23 protein-coding genes are annotated in these 17,421 nt (G+C 61.5%); 10 read left to right on the top strand and 13 right to left on the bottom strand.

Annotation, left to right across the window (positions count from 1 at the left end; genetic code table 11):
• Positions 1 to 57: 57 nt before the first annotated feature.
• From hisC to V7787_RS12865, 10 genes are all read right to left on the bottom strand, one after another.
• Positions 58 to 1,104, bottom strand: a complete 1,047-nt coding sequence (gene hisC, locus V7787_RS12820) for a histidinol-phosphate transaminase (RefSeq protein WP_104960859.1) — start codon at positions 1,102 to 1,104, stop codon at positions 58 to 60.
• Positions 1,105 to 1,106: 2 nt separating this feature from the next.
• On the bottom strand, positions 1,107 to 2,432 hold the full coding sequence (hisD, locus tag V7787_RS12825) for a histidinol dehydrogenase (RefSeq protein ID WP_064492416.1): 1,326 nt from the start codon (positions 2,430 to 2,432) through the stop codon (positions 1,107 to 1,109).
• 286 nt (positions 2,433 to 2,718) lie between these two features.
• A complete protein-coding gene (hisG, locus tag V7787_RS12830) occupies positions 2,719 to 3,354 on the bottom strand; it encodes an ATP phosphoribosyltransferase (protein ID WP_003255118.1) in 636 nt (211 codons plus the stop codon).
• 91 nt (positions 3,355 to 3,445) lie between these two features.
• Positions 3,446 to 4,711: a UDP-N-acetylglucosamine 1-carboxyvinyltransferase gene (murA, locus tag V7787_RS12835; RefSeq protein ID WP_003255119.1), complete on the bottom strand. Its 1,266-nt coding sequence runs from the start codon at positions 4,709 to 4,711 to the stop codon at positions 3,446 to 3,448.
• Positions 4,712 to 4,734: 23 nt separating this feature from the next.
• Positions 4,735 to 4,974, bottom strand: a complete 240-nt coding sequence (locus tag V7787_RS12840; protein WP_003255121.1) for a BolA family protein — start codon at positions 4,972 to 4,974, stop codon at positions 4,735 to 4,737.
• 117 nt (positions 4,975 to 5,091) lie between these two features.
• Positions 5,092 to 5,394 carry an STAS domain-containing protein gene (locus V7787_RS12845; RefSeq protein WP_003255122.1) on the bottom strand — a complete coding sequence of 101 codons (303 nt, stop codon included), beginning with the start codon at positions 5,392 to 5,394 and terminating at the stop codon, positions 5,092 to 5,094.
• Positions 5,391 to 6,038 carry an MlaC/ttg2D family ABC transporter substrate-binding protein gene (locus V7787_RS12850; RefSeq protein WP_003255123.1) on the bottom strand — a complete coding sequence of 216 codons (648 nt, stop codon included), beginning with the start codon at positions 6,036 to 6,038 and terminating at the stop codon, positions 5,391 to 5,393. Before V7787_RS12850 ends, V7787_RS12845 begins: the two co-directional genes overlap by 4 nt.
• A 9-nt stretch (positions 6,039 to 6,047) precedes the next feature.
• Positions 6,048 to 6,533 carry an outer membrane lipid asymmetry maintenance protein MlaD gene (gene mlaD / locus V7787_RS12855; RefSeq protein WP_010952152.1) on the bottom strand — a complete coding sequence of 162 codons (486 nt, stop codon included), beginning with the start codon at positions 6,531 to 6,533 and terminating at the stop codon, positions 6,048 to 6,050.
• Entirely contained in the window at positions 6,533 to 7,330 is a 798-nt protein-coding gene (gene mlaE / locus V7787_RS12860; RefSeq protein ID WP_336088531.1) for a lipid asymmetry maintenance ABC transporter permease subunit MlaE, read from the bottom strand. Before mlaE ends, mlaD begins: the two co-directional genes overlap by 1 nt.
• Positions 7,330 to 8,139: an ATP-binding cassette domain-containing protein gene (locus tag V7787_RS12865; RefSeq protein WP_003255127.1), complete on the bottom strand. Its 810-nt coding sequence runs from the start codon at positions 8,137 to 8,139 to the stop codon at positions 7,330 to 7,332. The genes mlaE and V7787_RS12865 overlap by 1 nt, the downstream gene beginning before the upstream one ends.
• A 248-nt stretch (positions 8,140 to 8,387) precedes the next feature.
• Here V7787_RS12865 and V7787_RS12870 point away from each other — a divergent pair, with 248 nt between their 5' ends.
• The 10 genes from V7787_RS12870 to V7787_RS12915 all read left to right on the top strand — a co-directional run bounded on the left by V7787_RS12870 (position 8,388) and on the right by V7787_RS12915 (position 15,399).
• A complete protein-coding gene (locus V7787_RS12870; protein WP_003255128.1) occupies positions 8,388 to 9,362 on the top strand; it encodes a KpsF/GutQ family sugar-phosphate isomerase in 975 nt (324 codons plus the stop codon).
• 12 nt (positions 9,363 to 9,374) lie between these two features.
• The gene (locus tag V7787_RS12875; RefSeq protein ID WP_020192841.1) at positions 9,375 to 9,899 is read left to right on the top strand and encodes a KdsC family phosphatase; all 525 of its coding nucleotides are present in this window, start codon (positions 9,375 to 9,377) and stop codon (positions 9,897 to 9,899) included.
• Positions 9,900 to 9,907: 8 nt separating this feature from the next.
• On the top strand, positions 9,908 to 10,480 hold the full coding sequence (lptC, locus tag V7787_RS12880) for an LPS export ABC transporter periplasmic protein LptC (protein ID WP_019438078.1): 573 nt from the start codon (positions 9,908 to 9,910) through the stop codon (positions 10,478 to 10,480).
• Positions 10,467 to 10,991 (top strand): lipopolysaccharide transport periplasmic protein LptA, encoded by a 525-nt coding sequence (lptA, locus tag V7787_RS12885; protein WP_003255131.1) that lies wholly within the window; start codon positions 10,467 to 10,469, stop codon positions 10,989 to 10,991. The genes lptC and lptA overlap by 14 nt, the downstream gene beginning before the upstream one ends.
• Positions 10,992 to 11,717: an LPS export ABC transporter ATP-binding protein gene (gene lptB, locus V7787_RS12890; protein ID WP_003255132.1), complete on the top strand. Its 726-nt coding sequence runs from the start codon at positions 10,992 to 10,994 to the stop codon at positions 11,715 to 11,717.
• A gap of 175 nt (positions 11,718 to 11,892) precedes the next feature.
• The gene (locus V7787_RS12895; protein ID WP_003255133.1) at positions 11,893 to 13,386 is read left to right on the top strand and encodes an RNA polymerase factor sigma-54; all 1,494 of its coding nucleotides are present in this window, start codon (positions 11,893 to 11,895) and stop codon (positions 13,384 to 13,386) included.
• A 79-nt stretch (positions 13,387 to 13,465) separates the two neighbouring features.
• Positions 13,466 to 13,774 (top strand): ribosome hibernation-promoting factor, HPF/YfiA family, encoded by a 309-nt coding sequence (hpf, locus tag V7787_RS12900; protein WP_003255135.1) that lies wholly within the window; start codon positions 13,466 to 13,468, stop codon positions 13,772 to 13,774.
• A gap of 12 nt (positions 13,775 to 13,786) precedes the next feature.
• Positions 13,787 to 14,251: a PTS IIA-like nitrogen regulatory protein PtsN gene (gene ptsN, locus V7787_RS12905; protein WP_003255137.1), complete on the top strand. Its 465-nt coding sequence runs from the start codon at positions 13,787 to 13,789 to the stop codon at positions 14,249 to 14,251.
• A 2-nt stretch (positions 14,252 to 14,253) separates the two neighbouring features.
• On the top strand, positions 14,254 to 15,108 hold the full coding sequence (gene rapZ, locus V7787_RS12910) for an RNase adapter RapZ (protein ID WP_010952145.1): 855 nt from the start codon (positions 14,254 to 14,256) through the stop codon (positions 15,106 to 15,108).
• Between the two features lie 18 nt (positions 15,109 to 15,126).
• Positions 15,127 to 15,399, top strand: coding sequence for an HPr family phosphocarrier protein (locus V7787_RS12915; protein WP_010952144.1), 273 nt, complete (start codon positions 15,127 to 15,129; stop codon positions 15,397 to 15,399).
• A 27-nt stretch (positions 15,400 to 15,426) separates the two neighbouring features.
• On the opposite strand, the gene V7787_RS12920 is transcribed toward V7787_RS12915, so the two are convergent.
• The 3 genes from V7787_RS12920 to V7787_RS12930 are packed head-to-tail and all read right to left on the bottom strand — an operon-like array spanning position 15,427 to position 17,406.
• Entirely contained in the window at positions 15,427 to 16,320 is an 894-nt protein-coding gene (locus V7787_RS12920) for a ZIP family metal transporter (RefSeq protein ID WP_049586462.1), read from the bottom strand.
• A gap of 11 nt (positions 16,321 to 16,331) precedes the next feature.
• Positions 16,332 to 16,943 carry a superoxide dismutase gene (locus V7787_RS12925; protein ID WP_014589823.1) on the bottom strand — a complete coding sequence of 204 codons (612 nt, stop codon included), beginning with the start codon at positions 16,941 to 16,943 and terminating at the stop codon, positions 16,332 to 16,334.
• 1 nt (position 16,944) lies between these two features.
• A complete protein-coding gene (locus tag V7787_RS12930) occupies positions 16,945 to 17,406 on the bottom strand; it encodes a hypothetical protein (protein WP_064492413.1) in 462 nt (153 codons plus the stop codon).
• Positions 17,407 to 17,421 lie beyond the last annotated feature (15 nt).

The raw sequence follows: 17,421 nt of genomic DNA on the forward strand, positions 1-17,421 counted from the left end.
CCGACCGTTCGCCGCTGCCGCCGCTACCGTATTCGCGGGTAAACCCGCCCCTACACGTCAGCTCAACGCATCCAGCAGCGCCTGGTTCATTTCCGGCGTACCGATGGTAATCCGCAGGAACTGGGCAATACGCGGCTGCTTGAAGTGACGCACGATCACGCCCTGCTCGCGCAAGCGTGCCGCCAGCTCGCCGGCATCCTGCTGCGGGTGGCGGGCGAAGATGAAGTTGGCAGCCGACGGCAGCACCTCAAAGCCCTTGGCCTGCAGCTGACCGACCAACACCTCGCGGCTGTCTATCACCTTGCGGCAGGTTTCCTCGAAGTACTCACGGTCTTCGAACGCCACCGCCGCGCCGACGATAGCTGCACGGTCCAGTGGATAGGAGTTGAAGCTGTTCTTGATCCGCTCCAACGCCTCGATCAGGTCCGGATGCCCCACCGCCAGGCCCACTCGCAGCCCCGCCAGCGAGCGCGACTTTGACAGCGTCTGGGTAACCAGCAGGTTATCGTAGCGGTCCACCAGGCTGATCGCCGTTTCACCACCGAAATCGATGTAGGCCTCATCCACCACCACCACCGAATCACGGTTGGCCTGCAGCAACTCCTCCACCACCTGCAACGGCATCAGGCAACCGGTCGGCGCGTTGGGGTTGGGGAAGATGATGCCAGCGTTGGGCTTTTTGTAGTCCTCAATGCGGATCTGGAACTGCTCATCCAGCGCCACCTGTTCGAAGGCAATGCCGTACAGGCCACAGTAGACCGGGTAGAAGCTGTAGCTGATGTCCGGGAACAGCAGCGGCGCATCGTGCTGGAACAGGCCGTGGAAGATGTGCGCCAGCACCTCGTCCGAGCCGTTGCCGACAAACACCTGCGCCGGGGTCACGCCGTAGTACTCGGCCACCGCTTGCTTGAGACGGTCACCGTTCGGGTCCGGGTACAGGCGCAGGTTATCGTTCAGCTCGCCGCGCATGGCCTCCAGCGCCTTGGGCGACGGGCCATAGGGGTTTTCGTTGGTGTTCAGCTTGACCAGGCGGGCCAGCTTGGGTTGCTCGCCCGGCACGTAAGGCACCAGGTCCTTGACGAAGGGGCTCCAGAATCGACTCATGCTCAGTTCCCCTTCTCTTGGGTCAAAATACGGTATTCAGCGCTGCGGGCGTGGGCGGTCAGCGACTCGCCACGGGCCAGGACCGAGGCAGTGTGGCCCAGTTCGGACGCGCCCTGTTCGGAGCAGAAGATGATCGACGAACGCTTCTGGAAGTCATACACCCCCAGCGGCGACGAAAAACGCGCGGTACCTGAAGTGGGCAGCACGTGGTTAGGGCCAGCGCAGTAATCGCCCAGCGCTTCGCTGGTGTGGCGGCCCATGAAGATCGCGCCAGCGTGACGAATGTGTGGCAGCCAGGCTTGCGGGTCGGCCACCGACAGCTCCAGGTGCTCCGGTGCAATGCGGTTGGCCACTTCCATGGCCTGCTGCATGTCACGTACCTGGATCAGCGCACCACGGCCATTGATCGACTTCTCGATGATATCGGCACGTTCCATGGTCGGCATCAGCTTGTCGATGCTGGCAGCCACGCGATCGAGGAAAGCAGCATCCGGGCTGACCAGGATGGCCTGGGCGTCTTCGTCGTGCTCGGCCTGGGAGAACAGGTCCATGGCGATCCAGTCCGGGTCGGTCTGGCCGTCACACACCACGAGAATTTCCGAGGGGCCGGCGATCATGTCAATGCCTACCTGGCCGAACACGTGGCGCTTGGCGGTGGCAACGTAGATGTTGCCCGGGCCGACGATCTTGTCCACCTGCGGCACGCTTTCAGTCCCGTAGGCCAGCGCAGCCACGGCCTGAGCGCCACCGACGGTGAACACCCGGTCGACACCAGCGATGCAGGCAGCCGCCAGCACCAGCTCGTTGACCTCACCCCGCGGGGTCGGCACCACCATCACCACTTCAGCCACGCCGGCAACCTTGGCCGGGATGGCGTTCATCAGCACCGACGACGGGTACGACGCCTTGCCGCCCGGCACATACAGGCCAGCACGGTCCAGCGGGGTGACCTTCTGGCCGAGCACGGTGCCGTCGGCCTCGGTGTACTGCCAGGAATCCTGCTTCTGCCGCTCGTGATAAATGCGCACACGGTTGGCGGCCTTTTCCAGGGCCTCGCGCTGGACCGGGGTAATACGGGTCAGCGCCAGTTCCAGGCGCGCGCGATTGAGGATCAGGTCGTCAATCGACTTGGCGTCAACACCATCGAAACGCTGGGTGAATTCCACCAGCGCCGCATCACCGCGTTCACGCACGGCCTTGATGATGTCGAGCACGCGCTGATTGACCGCGTCATCGGACACACTTTCCCAGCTCAGCAGATGATCCAGATGTCGGGCGAAATCCGGATCAGCGGCGTTGAGACGGGCAATTGCAGTGGACACGGTCATGGCGAGGGCCTCGTAATATTAGCGAATGCTCAGGCGCCCTAGGGGATTGTGCGAAAAGTGCCTGCGCGACGATCATGCTACGTTAAAAACAGGCTCGGAATGCTCATTTGCAACCAGCAAAGTCGGGCGCGACCCCGGCCGTTCCTCGCCTGTTTTCGTTCTTGCATGATCGCCGCTCGGCGACTTTTCGCACAATCCCAAGCTACCAGTCCATCCGCGCGGGCACCCGAGAAAAATGGCTATGACGCGGATAGACGGGCGCGACAGCGAAGGTCGCGCGCAGGAGTCAACCGCGGTGTCGCGACTCGACCGCTTGGCGCAGCGTGTCGATCAGGCTCTGGATACGGGCGTGCTGCATTTTCATGGAGGCTTTGTTGACCACCAGGCGCGAGCTGATCGTGGCGATCAGTTCCTGGGGCTCCAGGCCGTTGGCACGCAGGGTGTTGCCGGTGTCGACCACGTCGATGATCTTGTCGGCAAGGTTGATCAGCGGCGCCAGCTCCATCGAGCCATACAGCTTGATGATGTCGACCTGGCGACCTTGTTCGGCATAGTAACGCTTGGCTACGTTGACGAACTTGGTGGCCACACGCAGGCGGCCCTTGGGCTCGGCTGCGCCGACTACGCCCGCGGTCATCAGCTTGCATTGGGCAATCTGCAGGTCCAGGGGCTCATACAGGCCCTGGCCGCCGTACTCCATCAGCACGTCCTTGCCGGCCACACCCAGGTCGGCAGCACCATGCTCGACATAGGTCGGCACGTCGGTGGCACGCACGATCAGCAGGCGCACATCGTCCTGCGTGGTCGGGATGATCAGTTTGCGGCTCTTGTCCGGGTTTTCGGTCGGCACGATGCCGGCCTCGGCGAGCAACGGCAAGGTATCGTCGAGAATACGGCCTTTGGAAAGCGCGATGGTCAACATTGGAACGTCGGTCCTTAAGCGGCTGCTGCCGGCCAGGTCATCGACCTGGCCGCATTCAATTCAAAAGGTGCGTCCTTGCACCCGCGGGGTACTAGCCCGGTACGCGGCGGATTTTCGCGCCGAGCATCTGCAGTTTTTCCTCGATGCACTCGTAACCACGGTCGATGTGGTAGATGCGATCGATCAGGGTATCGCCTTCGGCAACCAGCGCCGACAGCACCAGGCTGGCGGAAGCACGCAGGTCGGTGGCCATGACCGGGGCACCCTTCAGCGCCTTGACGCCAGTGACGATGGCGGTGTTGCCTTCGACCTGGATCTGCGCGCCCATGCGGTGCATTTCGTAAACATGCATGAAGCGGTTTTCGAAGATGGTCTCGATTACCGCGCCAGTGCCTTCGGCAATGGCGTTCAGCGAGATGAACTGCGCCTGCATGTCGGTCGGGAACGCCGGATACGGGGCAGTACGCAGGTTCACGGCTTTCGGCCGCTTGCCATGCATGTCCAGCTCGATCCAGTCCTCGCCGGTGTTGATGTCGGCACCCGCTTCCTTGAGTTTTTCAAGCACGGCTTCAAGGATGGTAGGGTCGGTGTCCTTGACCTTGACGCGGCCACCGGTCACGGCAGCGGCAACCAGGTAGGTACCGGTCTCGATGCGGTCCGGCATGACGCGGTAGTTGGCCGAATCCAGTCGTTCGACACCATCGATGGTGATGGTGTCGGTACCTGCGCCCTGAATGTTCCCGCCCATGGCGTTGATGAAGTTGGCCAGATCGACCACTTCAGGCTCACGCGCGGCGTTCTGCAACACGCTGCGGCCCTTGGCCAAGGCAGCGGCCATCATGATGTTCTCGGTACCGGTCACGCTGACGGTGTCGAAGAAGAAGTGCGCGCCACGCAGGCCACCTTCAGGCGCCTTGGCCTTGATGTAGCCGCCTTCCACTTCGATCTTCGCCCCCATGGCCTCAAGGCCACGGATGTGCAGATCGACCGGGCGCGAGCCAATGGCGCAACCGCCAGGCAGGGCCACTTCGGCTTCGCCGAAACGGGCAACCATCGGGCCCAGCACCAGGATCGAGGCGCGCATGGTCTTGACCAGCTCGTACGGCGCGACCAGGGTCTTGATGGTGCGTGGATCGATCTCCACCGACAGCTTTTCGTCGATCACAGGCTCGATGCCCATGCGCCCGAACAGTTCGATCATGGTGGTGATGTCGTGCAGGTGCGGCAGGTTGCCCACGGTGACCGGGCCATCGGCCAGCAGGGTCGCTGCCAGAATCGGCAGGGCTGCGTTCTTCGCGCCCGAAATGCGGATCTCGCCGTCAAGGCGAGCGCCGCCAGTAATAATCAGTTTGTCCATTGGAGTCTCGCCGCCAAGTTGGCTCAGGTGCGCTCAGCCCAGGCTGCGCTGCTGAAAAATTTCATGGTTACCGCATGGATGCTGCCATTGGCGATCCACGGATTCAGGTGAGCATAGATCGCCTGCTGGCGTTTGACCGGACTCAGGCCAGCCAACTCGTCGCTGATCACGTTCAACTGGAAGTTGCAGCCTTCGCCTTCAACTTCGACCCGGGAACCCGGCAATTTCTCTTCAAGGAAGCTTTTAACTTCTACGGCCTGCATGCTCAACCTCAATCGGCGCCCGATGCGCACGGGTCGGCCATCATACAAAAAAGCCCCTCGCCTGCGAAGCCCAACGAAGGCTTCGCTGACCGAGGGGCCATCATCCGTGCCTGGCCACTAGCTTGCCAGCACTTCATCGAGATCATAGACCTCGGCAATTTCCCGCATGTCGTCAGGCATGCCACGCACTTCGCACGCCTTGCCAGTGGCCTGAGCATCACGCATGTACGCAAGCAATAACGACAAGCCGACACTCGACGACTTCTCGACAGCCGAGCAATCAAGCACCAGTCGCGGCTCGCGCGAGCCATCGATCAGCACCTTGCCTTGCTTGCGCAAGGCCGGGCCGCTGCGGTAATCCAGCACGCCAGCCAGACGCAGCACGCCCGGCTCTGCCATGCTTACAGCGGCCTCGCTCATTTGACGGTCTTCTCTGGCGAGTTGTCGGCAGCCTGCTTGGCCTTGGCCACTTCGCCAGCCCAGCCGTCGATCGTCTTGTCCAGGTCATTGCCGTTGCGCTGCATGGCATCGGCGAACTGGTCACGGAACAGCTTGCCGATGTTGATGCCGTTGACGATCACGTTACGCACCTTCCACTCGCCGCCAATGTTCTCCAGGGTGTACTGCACGGGGTACACGGCACCGTTGTTGCCGGTAACCTTCATGCCGACACTGGCGCGCTTGCCGTCATCGGCTTTAGCCGGGTCGACAGTGATGCCCTGGTTGTTGTACTCGAGCAAGGCATTGCCATAGAACTGCATCAGGCTGCGCTTGAAGTTTTCCTGGAAGCGCTGCATCTGCTCCGGGGTCGCCTTGCGGGAGTATTTCACGGTCATGATGCTGCGCGAGATACCGTCGGCATCCACCACCGGGCCGAGAATGCGGTTGAGCGAGTCATAGAAGGCGTTGGGGTTGGACTTGTACTGCTCCTTGTTGGCCTTGAGGTCACCGAGCAGTTCATTGGTGGTGCTTTGAACCACTTCGTGCGGTGTCTGCACAGCCAGGGCCAGCAGGGGGAAGGCCGCCAGCAGCACCAGCAAGCCACGTCGCAGGATCGAAATCATGGGTACTCCTTAATTAGCCGGTTGCGCTTCTTTCGGTTCCTTGCCAACAGAGTTGAGCAGGAACTTGCCAATCAGATCCTCCAGCACCAGTGCCGACTGAGTGTCATGGATGGTTGCACCATCCTTGAGCACTTCGTCTTCACCGCCAACGCTGATGCCGATGTACTTCTCGCCAAGCAAACCGGCGGTCAGGATCGAGGCAGTGGAGTCGGTCGGCAGGTTATCGACCGACTTGTCCAGCTGCAACGTCACCCGACCGGTGTAGGAATCACGGTCCAGATCGATGGCGGTGACCTTGCCGATGGTCACACCGGCCATGGTCACTTTAGCTCTGACCGTCAAACCGGCGATATTGTCGAAGTAAGCATAAACTTTATAGGTATCGCTGCTCGGGCTGGCCGACAGCCCGCTGACACGCAGGGCCAGCAGCAGCAGCGCCAGGATCCCGGCCAGGAGGAACAGGCCGACACCGATTTCCAGGGTGCGGTTTTGCATCAGAAATCTCCAAACATCAAGGCGGTCAGAATAAAGTCCAGACCCAGCACTGCCAACGAGGCATAGACCACGGTCTTGGTGGTTGCACGACTGATCCCTTCTGAGGTGGGCTCACAGTCGTACCCCTGGAATACGGCGATCCAGGTCGAGACGAAAGCAAACACCAGGCTCTTGACCAGCCCGTTGAGCACGTCGTCAGTGAAAGAAACACTGTTCTGCATGTTGGCCCAGAACGAGCCCTCGTAGACAGCCAGCCAGTCCACCGCTACCCACGAGCCACCCCAGATACCGACCACGCTGAAGATCAGCGCCAACAGCGGCAGCGAGATGAAACCGGCCCACAGGCGTGGCGCAACGATGTACTTGAGCGGGTCGACACCGATCATTTCCAGGCTCGACAACTGCTCGGTAGACTTCATGTTGCCGATTTCGGCGGTCAGCGCGGAACCGGCACGCCCGGCGAACAGCAACGCCGTTACCACCGGGCCAAGTTCACGCAGCAGGGTCAGGGCGACCATCTGCCCTACCGCCTGCTCCGAGCCGTACTTGGTCAGGATGCTGTAGCCCTGCAGCGCCAGCACCATGCCGATGAACACACCGGACACGACGACGATCGCCAGCGACAGCACACCCACCGAGTACAACTGCTTGGTCAGCAACTGGAAGCCGCCGCCAATACCACCGCGACCGACCAGCGCATGGAACAGGAACAGGCACGAACGCCCGAGCACGGCCAGCACGTCGATTGCCGAGCGGCCCAGCAGGCGGACACGTTCGAGTAAGGATTTTCTGCGCATCAACGCGCCCCCAGCAGGTCGGCGCGGTAGTCAGGCGCGGGAAAGTGGAAGGGAACCGGGCCATCCGGGTCGCCTTTCATGAATTGGCGGATCCGTGGATTGTCCGAACCCATCAGCTCATCAGGCGTCCCCTGGCCCAGCACCTGGCCGTCACCTACAACGTAGATGTAGTCGGCGATGCTGGCGGTTTCTGCCAGGTCATGGGAAACCACGATGCTGGTGATGCCCAGGGCATCGTTGAGCAGGCGAATCAGGCGCACCAGTACCCCCATGGCGATCGGGTCCTGGCCGACGAACGGTTCGTCGTACATGAGGATCTGCGGGTCCAGGGCAATCGCCCGGGCCAGCGCCACACGGCGCTTCATGCCACCGGACAGCTCGTCGGGCATCAGGTCGATGGCACCGCGCAGGCCCACGGCCTGCAGCTTCATCAACACGATGTCACGGATCATTTCGTCCGACAGCTGAGTATGCACGCGCAGCGGGAACGCGACGTTCTCGAACACATCGAGGTCGGTGAACAACGCGCCGCTCTGGAACAGCACGCCCATCTGCTTGCGGGCGTCGAACAGGTCGCTGCGCGACAGCGTCGGCAGGTTCTGCCCGGCAACCCATACCTCACCGCTCGCGGGGCGCAACTGTGCGCCCATCAGGCGGAGCAACGTGGTCTTGCCGCACCCCGATGGCCCCATGATGCCGGTGACCTTGCCGCGCGGGATGCTGATGTCCACGTTGCTGAAAATGCTGCGCGAACCACGTTTGAAGGTTACACCCTTCAACTCGACCGCGTAGGCGCTATCCACACTCATCTAGACTCCTTGCTAATGCAGCCTCGTCCTAATGGACGCCGGCCTCCATCTGGAAGGCACACGCACCCCTGACAGGCCGAATAGCGGCGAACTATAGCACCGCTGACAGCCCCGCCCCAAGGCCGGGCAAGCAGTCGTTCAGCCCAGGGACAGGCTTTGGTGGTATTCACTGCAACAATCGAGGAGGTGAGGGTTTTCATCATTGCGCGTATAATCGTCGCCCTTTCATCAGGCATTGCTTTTTCGACATGAGCCAATCCAGCGAGCTGATCCAATCCGCCCAACGCACTCTGCGCCTGGAACTCGAGGCCGTAGAGGCCCTTTTGGCGCGCATCGACGACAATTTCGTCAAAGCCTGCGAACTGATTCTGACCAGCAAGGGCCGGGTCGTCGTGGTCGGCATGGGCAAGTCCGGGCACATCGGCAACAAGATCGCCGCGACCCTGGCCAGCACCGGCACACCGGCGTTTTTCGTGCATCCGGCCGAAGCCAGCCATGGCGACATGGGCATGATCACCCGGGATGATGTCATCCTTGCGCTGTCGAACTCCGGCAGCACCGCCGAAATCGTCACCCTGCTGCCGTTCATCAAACGCCTTGGCATCAAGCTGATCAGCCTGACCGGCAACCCGGACTCGCCGCTGGCCCAGGCCGCCGAGGTCAACCTTGACGCACGTGTCGCACAAGAGGCCTGCCCGCTGAACCTGGCCCCCACCTCCTCCACCACGGCAGCGCTGGTACTGGGCGACGCCTTGGCCATCGCCTTGCTCGAAGCCCGCGGCTTCACCGCCGAGGACTTCGCCTTCTCGCACCCGGGAGGCGCGCTGGGCCGCCGCCTGCTGCTGAAGGTCGAGAACGTGATGCACGCCGGCGACGATCTGCCTCAAGTATCACGCGGCACCCTGCTCAAGGACGCGCTGCTGGAAATGTCCCACAAAGGTTTGGGCATGACCGTGATCGTCGAAGCCGATGGCAAACTGGCCGGGATCTTCACCGACGGTGACCTGCGCCGCAGCCTGGACCGCAATATCGATGTGCACACCACCCTGATCGACCAGGTCATGACCGTTCATGGCAAGACTGCGCGTGCCGACATGCTCGCCGCCGAAGCCCTGAAGATAATGGAAGACCACAAGATCAACGCCCTGGTGGTGGTGGACCGTGAAGACCGCCCGACCGGCGCCCTGAACATGCATGACCTGCTGCGCGCCGGCGTAATGTAAAGGAGCGATGGAATGAACCAGGACCTCATGCAACGCGGCAAAGGCATCAAGCTGGCAGTGTTCGACGTGGACGGCGTGCTCACCGACGGCCGCCTGTACTTCCTCGAGGATGGCAGCGAATTCAAGACGTTCAATACCCTCGACGGCCAGGGCATCAAGATGCTCATGGCCTCGGGCGTGACCACCGCGATCATCAGCGGGCGCAAGACCCCCGTGGTCGAACGCCGGGCCAGGAACCTCGGTATCCCGCACCTCTACCAAGGCCGGGAGGACAAATTGGTGGTGCTTGACGGCCTGCTCGCCGAACTGGGCCTAAGCTATGATCAAGTGGCTTACCTGGGCGACGACCTGCCCGACCTGCCGGTGATTCGCCGGGTGGCTCTGGGCATGGCCGTAGCCAACGCCGCACCGTTCGTACGCCAGCACGCCCACGGCGTGACCCAGGCACGTGGCGGCGAAGGCGCGGCCCGTGAATTCTGCGAATTGATCATGCAGGCCCAGGGCACCCTGGACGCTGCCAACGCCAACTACCTGTAAGGCTGCCCATGCTCAGCAAGAAAGCCCGAAACATTGCGCTGCTCGGGGCGATAGCCGCCCTGTTGGTAGCCATTGGCTACTGGAATGTCAGCCCGGAGAGCTTCCTCGACAAGCCCGTGGCCCAGGTCGACGAAAGCGCCATCGATTACTACGCGATCAACGCCCACAGCGTGCAGTTCCTGCCCGACGGCAAGCTGCAATACGAAATGACCGCCGACAGGATCGAACACCTCAAGACCAGCGAAATCACCCAGGTGACCACACCGGACCTGCACCTGTACCGCGGTACCGAGTACCCGTGGCATGTGCAGAGCACGCGCGCCGAGGTCAATCCTGACGGTACCGAGGTCGAACTGATCGACAAGGTGCGGATTGCCCGCACCGATGAAAAGCAGCGTGAAACCATCATCACCAGCTCACGCATGACCGTGTTCCCGCAGAAGCAATATGCGCAGACCGAGCAAGCCGTTAGAATCGACGGCGCCGGAGGCACCACTACGGGCAAAGGCATGAAAGCGTATTTGAAAGAAGGCAAGATGGACTTGCTCTCTAACGTAAGAGGACAGTATGAGGCTCGTTAAAACCCTCCCCCTTTTGCTCAGCCTGAGCGCAGCACTGGGAAGCGCGAGCGCCCTCGCCCTGCCGAACGACCGTGACCAGCCTATCCGCATCCAGGCCGACAACGCTCACCTGGATGACAAGCAAGGCGTGGCCACTTACACCGGCGACGTGATCATCACTCAGGGTTCTATGATGATCAAAGGCAACACCGTGACCATTACCCGCTCCGCCTCTGGCGATATCGACGTAGTGACCTCGGTGGGCAACCTGGCCTACTTCGAGCAGCAGCAGAGCGCAGCCAAGCCGGACAAGATGAAAGGCTGGGGCGTAACCATCCAGTACCAGTCGCAGAAGGACTTGGTCATTCTCACCGACCGCGCCAAGGTCGAGAGCGAAGGCAATACCACCGAAGGCGAAAAGATCGTCTACAACACTCAGACCCAGGTGGCGACCGCCGGCCGTGGCGGCAATGTGACAACACCCCGTCAGCGCATCGACATGGTGATCCAGCCCAAGAAGAAGGCCGAGTAAATGGCAACCCTCAAAGCCCAGCACCTGGCAAAGAGCTACAAGGGGCGGCAGGTAGTACGTGATGTCAGCCTGTCTATCGACAGCGGCCAGATCGTCGGCCTGCTCGGCCCCAACGGCGCCGGCAAGACCACTTGCTTCTACATGATTGTCGGGCTGGTCCAGGCCGAACAGGGCCGCGTACTGATCGACAACCTCGATGTCAGCCACCAGCCCATGCACGGCCGCGCCCGCGCCGGAATCGGCTACCTGCCGCAGGAAGCCTCGATCTTCCGCAAGCTGTCGGTCGCCGACAACATCATGGCCATCCTCGAGACCCGCAAGGACCTCGACCGGGACGGCCGCCGCAAAGAGCTGGAAAGCCTGCTGCAGGAGTTCCACATCAGCCACATCCGTGACAACCTCGGCATGAGCCTGTCTGGTGGTGAACGCCGCCGCGTCGAAATTGCGCGCGCCCTGGCGACCGCACCCAAGTTCATCCTGCTGGACGAACCGTTCGCCGGTGTCGACCCGATTTCGGTCGGCGACATCAAGCAGATCATCCACCACCTCAAGGCCAAGGGTATCGGCGTACTGATTACCGACCACAACGTGCGTGAAACCCTGGATATCTGCGAAACCGCATATATCGTCAACGATGGCCGACTGATCGCCGAAGGCGACGCTGAAACCATCCTGGCAAACGACCTGGTCAAAGAAGTTTACCTGGGTCACGAGTTCCGCCTCTGACCCGGCACGCGCCTGAAGTACTGGCAAACAGCCCTGAAACTGCGGGTAAAGTTGTTACGGTACTCTAGGCAAACGCTACAATTTAAGGCATAAAACTTGCTTGATCTGGCGCTCCGGCGCCCTCGTGTAGTGGATGGCGCATGCGCGCCGGCGAACAAGGTATTAAGCCCCTGCCATGAAACCATCGCTCGTCCTAAAAATGGGCCAGCAACTGACGATGACACCTCAGTTGCAACAGGCCATCCGCCTGCTCCAGCTCTCTACCCTGGACCTCCAACAGGAAATCCAGGAAGCGCTGGAGTCGAACCCGATGCTCGAACGTCAGGAAGACGGTGAAGACTTCGACAACAGCGACCCGATGGCCGACAACGCCGAGAACAAGCCGGCCGCCGAAGTTCAGGACAACAGTTTCCAGGAAAGCACCGTCAGCGCCGACAACCTGGAAGACGGAGAGTGGAGCGAGCGCATCCCCAACGAGCTCCCGGTCGATACCGCCTGGGAAGACATCTACCAGACCAGCGCCAGCAGCCTGCCGAGCAACGATGACGACGAATGGGACTTCACCACGCGCACATCGGCCGGCGAAAGCCTACAAAGCCACCTGCTGTGGCAGTTGAACCTGGCGCCGATGTCCGACACCGACCGCTTGATTGCCGTGACCCTGATCGACAGCATCAACGGCCAGGGCTACCTGGAAGACACACTCGAAGAAATCTGCGCCGGTTTCGACCCCGAGTTGGATATCGAACTGGACGAGGTCGAAGCCGTACTGCACCGCATCCAGCAGTTCGAGCCGGCTGGCGTCGGCGCCCGCAATCTGGGCGAATGCCTGTTGCTGCAACTGCGCCAGCTGCCCGCTACAACTCCGTGGATGACCGAAGCCAAGCGCCTGGTCACCGATTTCATCGACCTGCTCGGCAGCCGTGACTACAGCCAGCTGATGCGGCGGATGAAAATCAAGGAAGACGAGCTGCGCCAGGTCATCGAACTGGTGCAAAGCCTTAACCCGCGCCCTGGTTCGCAGATCGAGTCCAGCGAGCCGGAGTACGTGGTGCCCGACGTCATCGTGCGCAAGGACAGCGACCGTTGGCTGGTAGAACTGAACCAGGAAGCCATCCCACGCCTGCGCGTCAACCCACAATACGCCGGCTTCGTGCGCCGTGCCGACACCAGCGCCGACAACACCTTCATGCGCAACCAGCTGCAGGAAGCGCGCTGGTTCATCAAGAGCCTGCAAAGCCGTAACGAAACCCTGATGAAGGTTGCCACGCAGATCGTCGAGCACCAGCGCGGCTTCCTCGACCACGGCGACGAAGCGATGAAGCCGTTGGTACTGCATGACATTGCCGAAGCCGTAGGCATGCACGAATCGACCATTTCGCGGGTTACCACGCAGAAATACATGCACACCCCGCGTGGCATCTACGAACTGAAATACTTTTTCTCCAGCCATGTCAGCACCTCCGAAGGCGGAGAATGCTCGTCCACGGCGATCCGCGCGATCATCAAGAAACTGGTTGCGGCGGAAAATCAGAAAAAGCCATTGAGTGACAGCAAGATCGCTGGTTTACTGGAGGCACAAGGCATCCAGGTAGCCCGTCGCACCGTCGCCAAGTACCGCGAGTCCCTCGGCATCGCACCGTCGAGCGAACGCAAGCGACTGATGTAGCCCCTGAGATGTGCCACAGCGTTTTCGTGGCAGGTGCAAGACCTGCCTCTTTATGCACGGGCAACAAAGGAGAAGCTGTATGCAAGTCAATATCAGTGGACAGCATGTAGAAGTCACCCAGCCACTGCGCGATTACGTGCTTGAAAAGCTCGCCCGCGTGGAGAGTCACTTCGACAAGATCACCAACGTGCAGGTAATCATGAAAGTCGAGAAGCTTCAGCAGAAGGTCGAGGCGACCCTGCAGATTCCCGGCGGCGAAGTGGTAGCCAACGCCGAACACGAAGACATGTATGCAGCGATCGACGCCCTGGCCGACAAGCTCGACCGCCAACTGAAAAAACACAAGGAAAAACAGCAAAGCCTGCTGCAAGGTGCAGCTGCCCGCTGATCCCCCTCATCCATGATCCGACTTGAAACCATCCTGACCCCCGGCCGTTCCCTCGTGAACGTGCCGGGCGGCAGCAAGAAGCGCGCCCTGGAAAAGGTCGCCACTGTCATCGCCGACCAAGTGCCAGAACTGGAGATGCAGGACGTCTTCGAAAAACTGGTAGCCCGGGAAAAGCTCGGTTCTACCGGTTTTGGCAATGGCATCGCCATCCCGCACTGCCGGCTTGAAGGATGCTCTGCCCCAGTCAGCGCCCTGCTGCACCTGGAAGCGCCTATCGACTACGACGCCATTGATGGCGCGCCGGTGGACCTGCTGTTTGTGCTGCTGGTGCCCGAAGCGGCCACCGATGCCCACCTTGAACTTCTGCGTCAGATCGCCAGCATGCTCGATCGCAAGGAGGTCCGTGATCGACTGCGTGCGGCCACCAGCAACGAGGCCCTGTTCCAGGTTGTCCTGGACGTACAGAACGAGCACTGAACATGCGCCTGATCATCGTCAGCGGCCGGTCCGGCTCCGGCAAGAGCACCGCCCTCGATGTCCTGGAAGACAGCGGTTTCTATTGCATCGACAATCTGCCCGCCGGGCTACTGCCGCAGTTGGCGGAAAATGCACTGATCAACACCGAATTGCTGCAGCCCAAGGTGGCGGTTTCGATCGACGCGCGCAACCTGCCCAGCCACCTGATGCGTTTTCCCGAGCTGCTTGAAGAAGCCCGCGCCCGGCACATCCAGTGCGACGTGTTGTACCTGGATGCCGATGAAGAGGTCCTTCTCAAGCGTTTCTCGGAAACCCGCAGGCGGCACCCCCTGACCAACGCCAACCGCTCGCTCGCGGAAGCGATCCGCGTGGAAAGCGACTTGTTGGGGCCCATTGCCGACCTGGCCGACCTGAAGATCGACACCACCAACCTGAACCTGTACCAGTTGCGTGACTCGATCAAGCTGCGCCTGCTCAACCAGCCCGAGCCTGGCACAGCGTTTCTGGTCGAGTCGTTCGGCTTCAAGCGGGGCATGCCGGTCGACGCCGACCTGGTTTTTGACGTGCGCTGCCTGCCGAACCCCTACTGGAAACCGGAACTGCGTGAGCACTCGGGCCTCGATCAACCCGTGATCGACTACCTGGCCGCACAACCGGATGTCGAAGACATGTACAACGACATCTCCAGCTACCTGCTCAAATGGTTGCCCCGCTTCGCTGCCAGCAACCGCGCCTACGTAACCATTGCCATCGGCTGCACTGGCGGACATCACCGTTCGGTGTACATCACCGAGCGCCTTGGTCGACAGCTGCAGCAAACCCTGAAAAACGTCCAGGTCCGCCATCGCGACCTCTAGCCCAAGGATCCGCCCCAGATGCCCGCCCGCGAAATCACCATCATCAACAAGCTGGGTCTGCATGCCCGGGCGGCAGCCAAGTTCGTCGGTGTGGCCGGCCGCTTCCCCTGCCAGGTACGGGTGGGTCGCGCCCCGGACAAGCTGGTGGATGGCAAGAGCATCATGGCGGTGATGATGCTGGCCGCAGGCAAAGGCACCCAGGTGCACCTGCATACCGAGGGCGAACAGGACAGCGACGCCATGGACGCACTGGTCGAGCTGATCAACAATTTCTTTGACGAAGGCGAATAGGCCTCGCAAACCTGCGCTTGCACCAGGTCAGGACATCGCGGTATCCATCACCATCATCAGACAGAAGCCTGTACACAGCCCAAGGCTGGCCAGACGATGATGGCCGTTGCTGCGCGATTCGGGGATGATTTCCTGGGTGACCACCAGCAACATCGCCCCCGCTGCACAGGCCAGCCCCAGCGGCAGCAGCAGTTCGGCAACATTTACCAGCCAGGCACAGATCAACGCCGCCAGCGGCTCGACCAAGCCTGAGGCTGCGCCGATCAGGAAGGCCTTGAAGCGCGGCATGCCCGCCCCTGCCAGCACCAGCGCGATCACCAGCCCCTCAGGCACATCCTGCAAGGCAATGCCCATGGCCAGGCTGTCGGCGTCGGCCATGCCACCCCCGGCCGACACACCAATGGCCATACCTTCGGGGATGTTGTGGGCAATGATGGCAATCACGAACAGCCAGATGCGCGCTGCAATCACCGGTTGGTTTGCTGTGCCCACCAACGCCTCCGGCGAAGCCCAGGATACCTTGAGGTCGACCAGGAACAGGCACAACGCCCCGAACATCAGGCCAAAACTGACCAGGCCACCTGCCCCCCAAGGGCTGAAGCCAATAGACTGAGCCGCCGCCAGGCCCGGCATGATCAGGGAAAACGCGGTGGCCGCCAGCATCACGCCAGCACCGAAGCCCAAGAGCGTATCCGCCAGCGCCACCGGCATATTGCGAATGACCAGTACCGGTACTGCGCCCAGTGCCGTACCCAGTGCGCATAAAGCACCGCCCTCCAGGGCGCGCAGCATGCGCGGGTCGAGGTCTAGCCAGGCGAGGCCGCGCGCCACCAATAACGCGGCGCCAGCCAGCAAAAGCAAAGTCCCAAGCGCCAGGCGGAACAGGCGCACACTGCTGACAGACATCACCTCAGAGCGCATACCGGTCCGACTCACTTCAGGGCTTCAAGGTAACGACGTTCAACTTCCACCCAGTCAATGACGTTGTAGAAGGCACCGATGTATTCCGGACGACGGTTCTGGTACTTGAGGTAGTACGCGTGCTCCCACACGTCCAGGCCCAGGATCGGCGCATTGCCGTGCATCAGCGGGCTGTCCTGGTTGCCGCTACTCTCCACCATCAAGGTTTTTTGCGGCGTCACGCTGAGCCAGGCCCAACCGCTGCCGAAGCGGGTCAACGCGGCTTTGGTGAAAGCCTCCTTGAAAGCCTCGAAGCCGCCAAGTTGTGCAGTGACGGCTTGCGCCAGCTGGCCCACAGGCTCGCCACCGCCCTGAGGTGACATGACAGTCCAGAACAGGCTGTGGTTGGCGTGACCGCCGCCGTGGTTGGTCACGGCACCACGCAGGTTCTCCGGCAGTTGCTTGACGGCAGCGACCAGTTTTTCCACCGGCCATTCGGCCCACTCGGTACCTTCGAGGGCGGCGTTGAGGCCGTTCACGTAGGTCTGGTGATGCTTGGTATGGTGGATTTCCATTGTCTGGGCATCAATGTGTGGTTCCAGCGCATCGTAGGCGTATGGCAATGCAGGCAAGGTATGGGGCATGTCAGTGAATTCCGTAGGCATGGTTTCTGGGTGCCACATCCGGCAGGGCAGCGAGCTCGCTGGCCCCGGCGCTGTGGCGGTTGAGCAAGCGCTCGGTACGCGGGTACTGGCCATACTCGGCAATGAAACTCAGCAGCTCGGTGTAAGTGCGCGCACTGTGGCGCAAGGCTGCATCACGCAGCCCCTGAGGCAGGCGCGCTTCCTGGCAGGCCTGCAGCAGTCGCTGGTGAGCAGCGCACAGGTAGTCGGCGCTTTCATGCGGCTGGTCAAGGCGCAGGTGCAGGTCAGCCAGGTTGTGGTGGGCGATGACGAATGCAGCCACCGCTTCGTCCACGTCATGCCAGCGCTCGAACAGCACCTGGGCCAACGCCAAGGCTTGCAGGTAGTGTTCCCGGGCGTCCACCAGTTCGCCTTGTTCGAATAGGCGGTTGGCGGTTTCCGTGGTGCGTTTCCAGTGCTGCATGGTTGTCTCCTGGGC

The sequence above is a fragment of the Pseudomonas sp. CGJS7 genome (genome assembly GCF_036961695.1).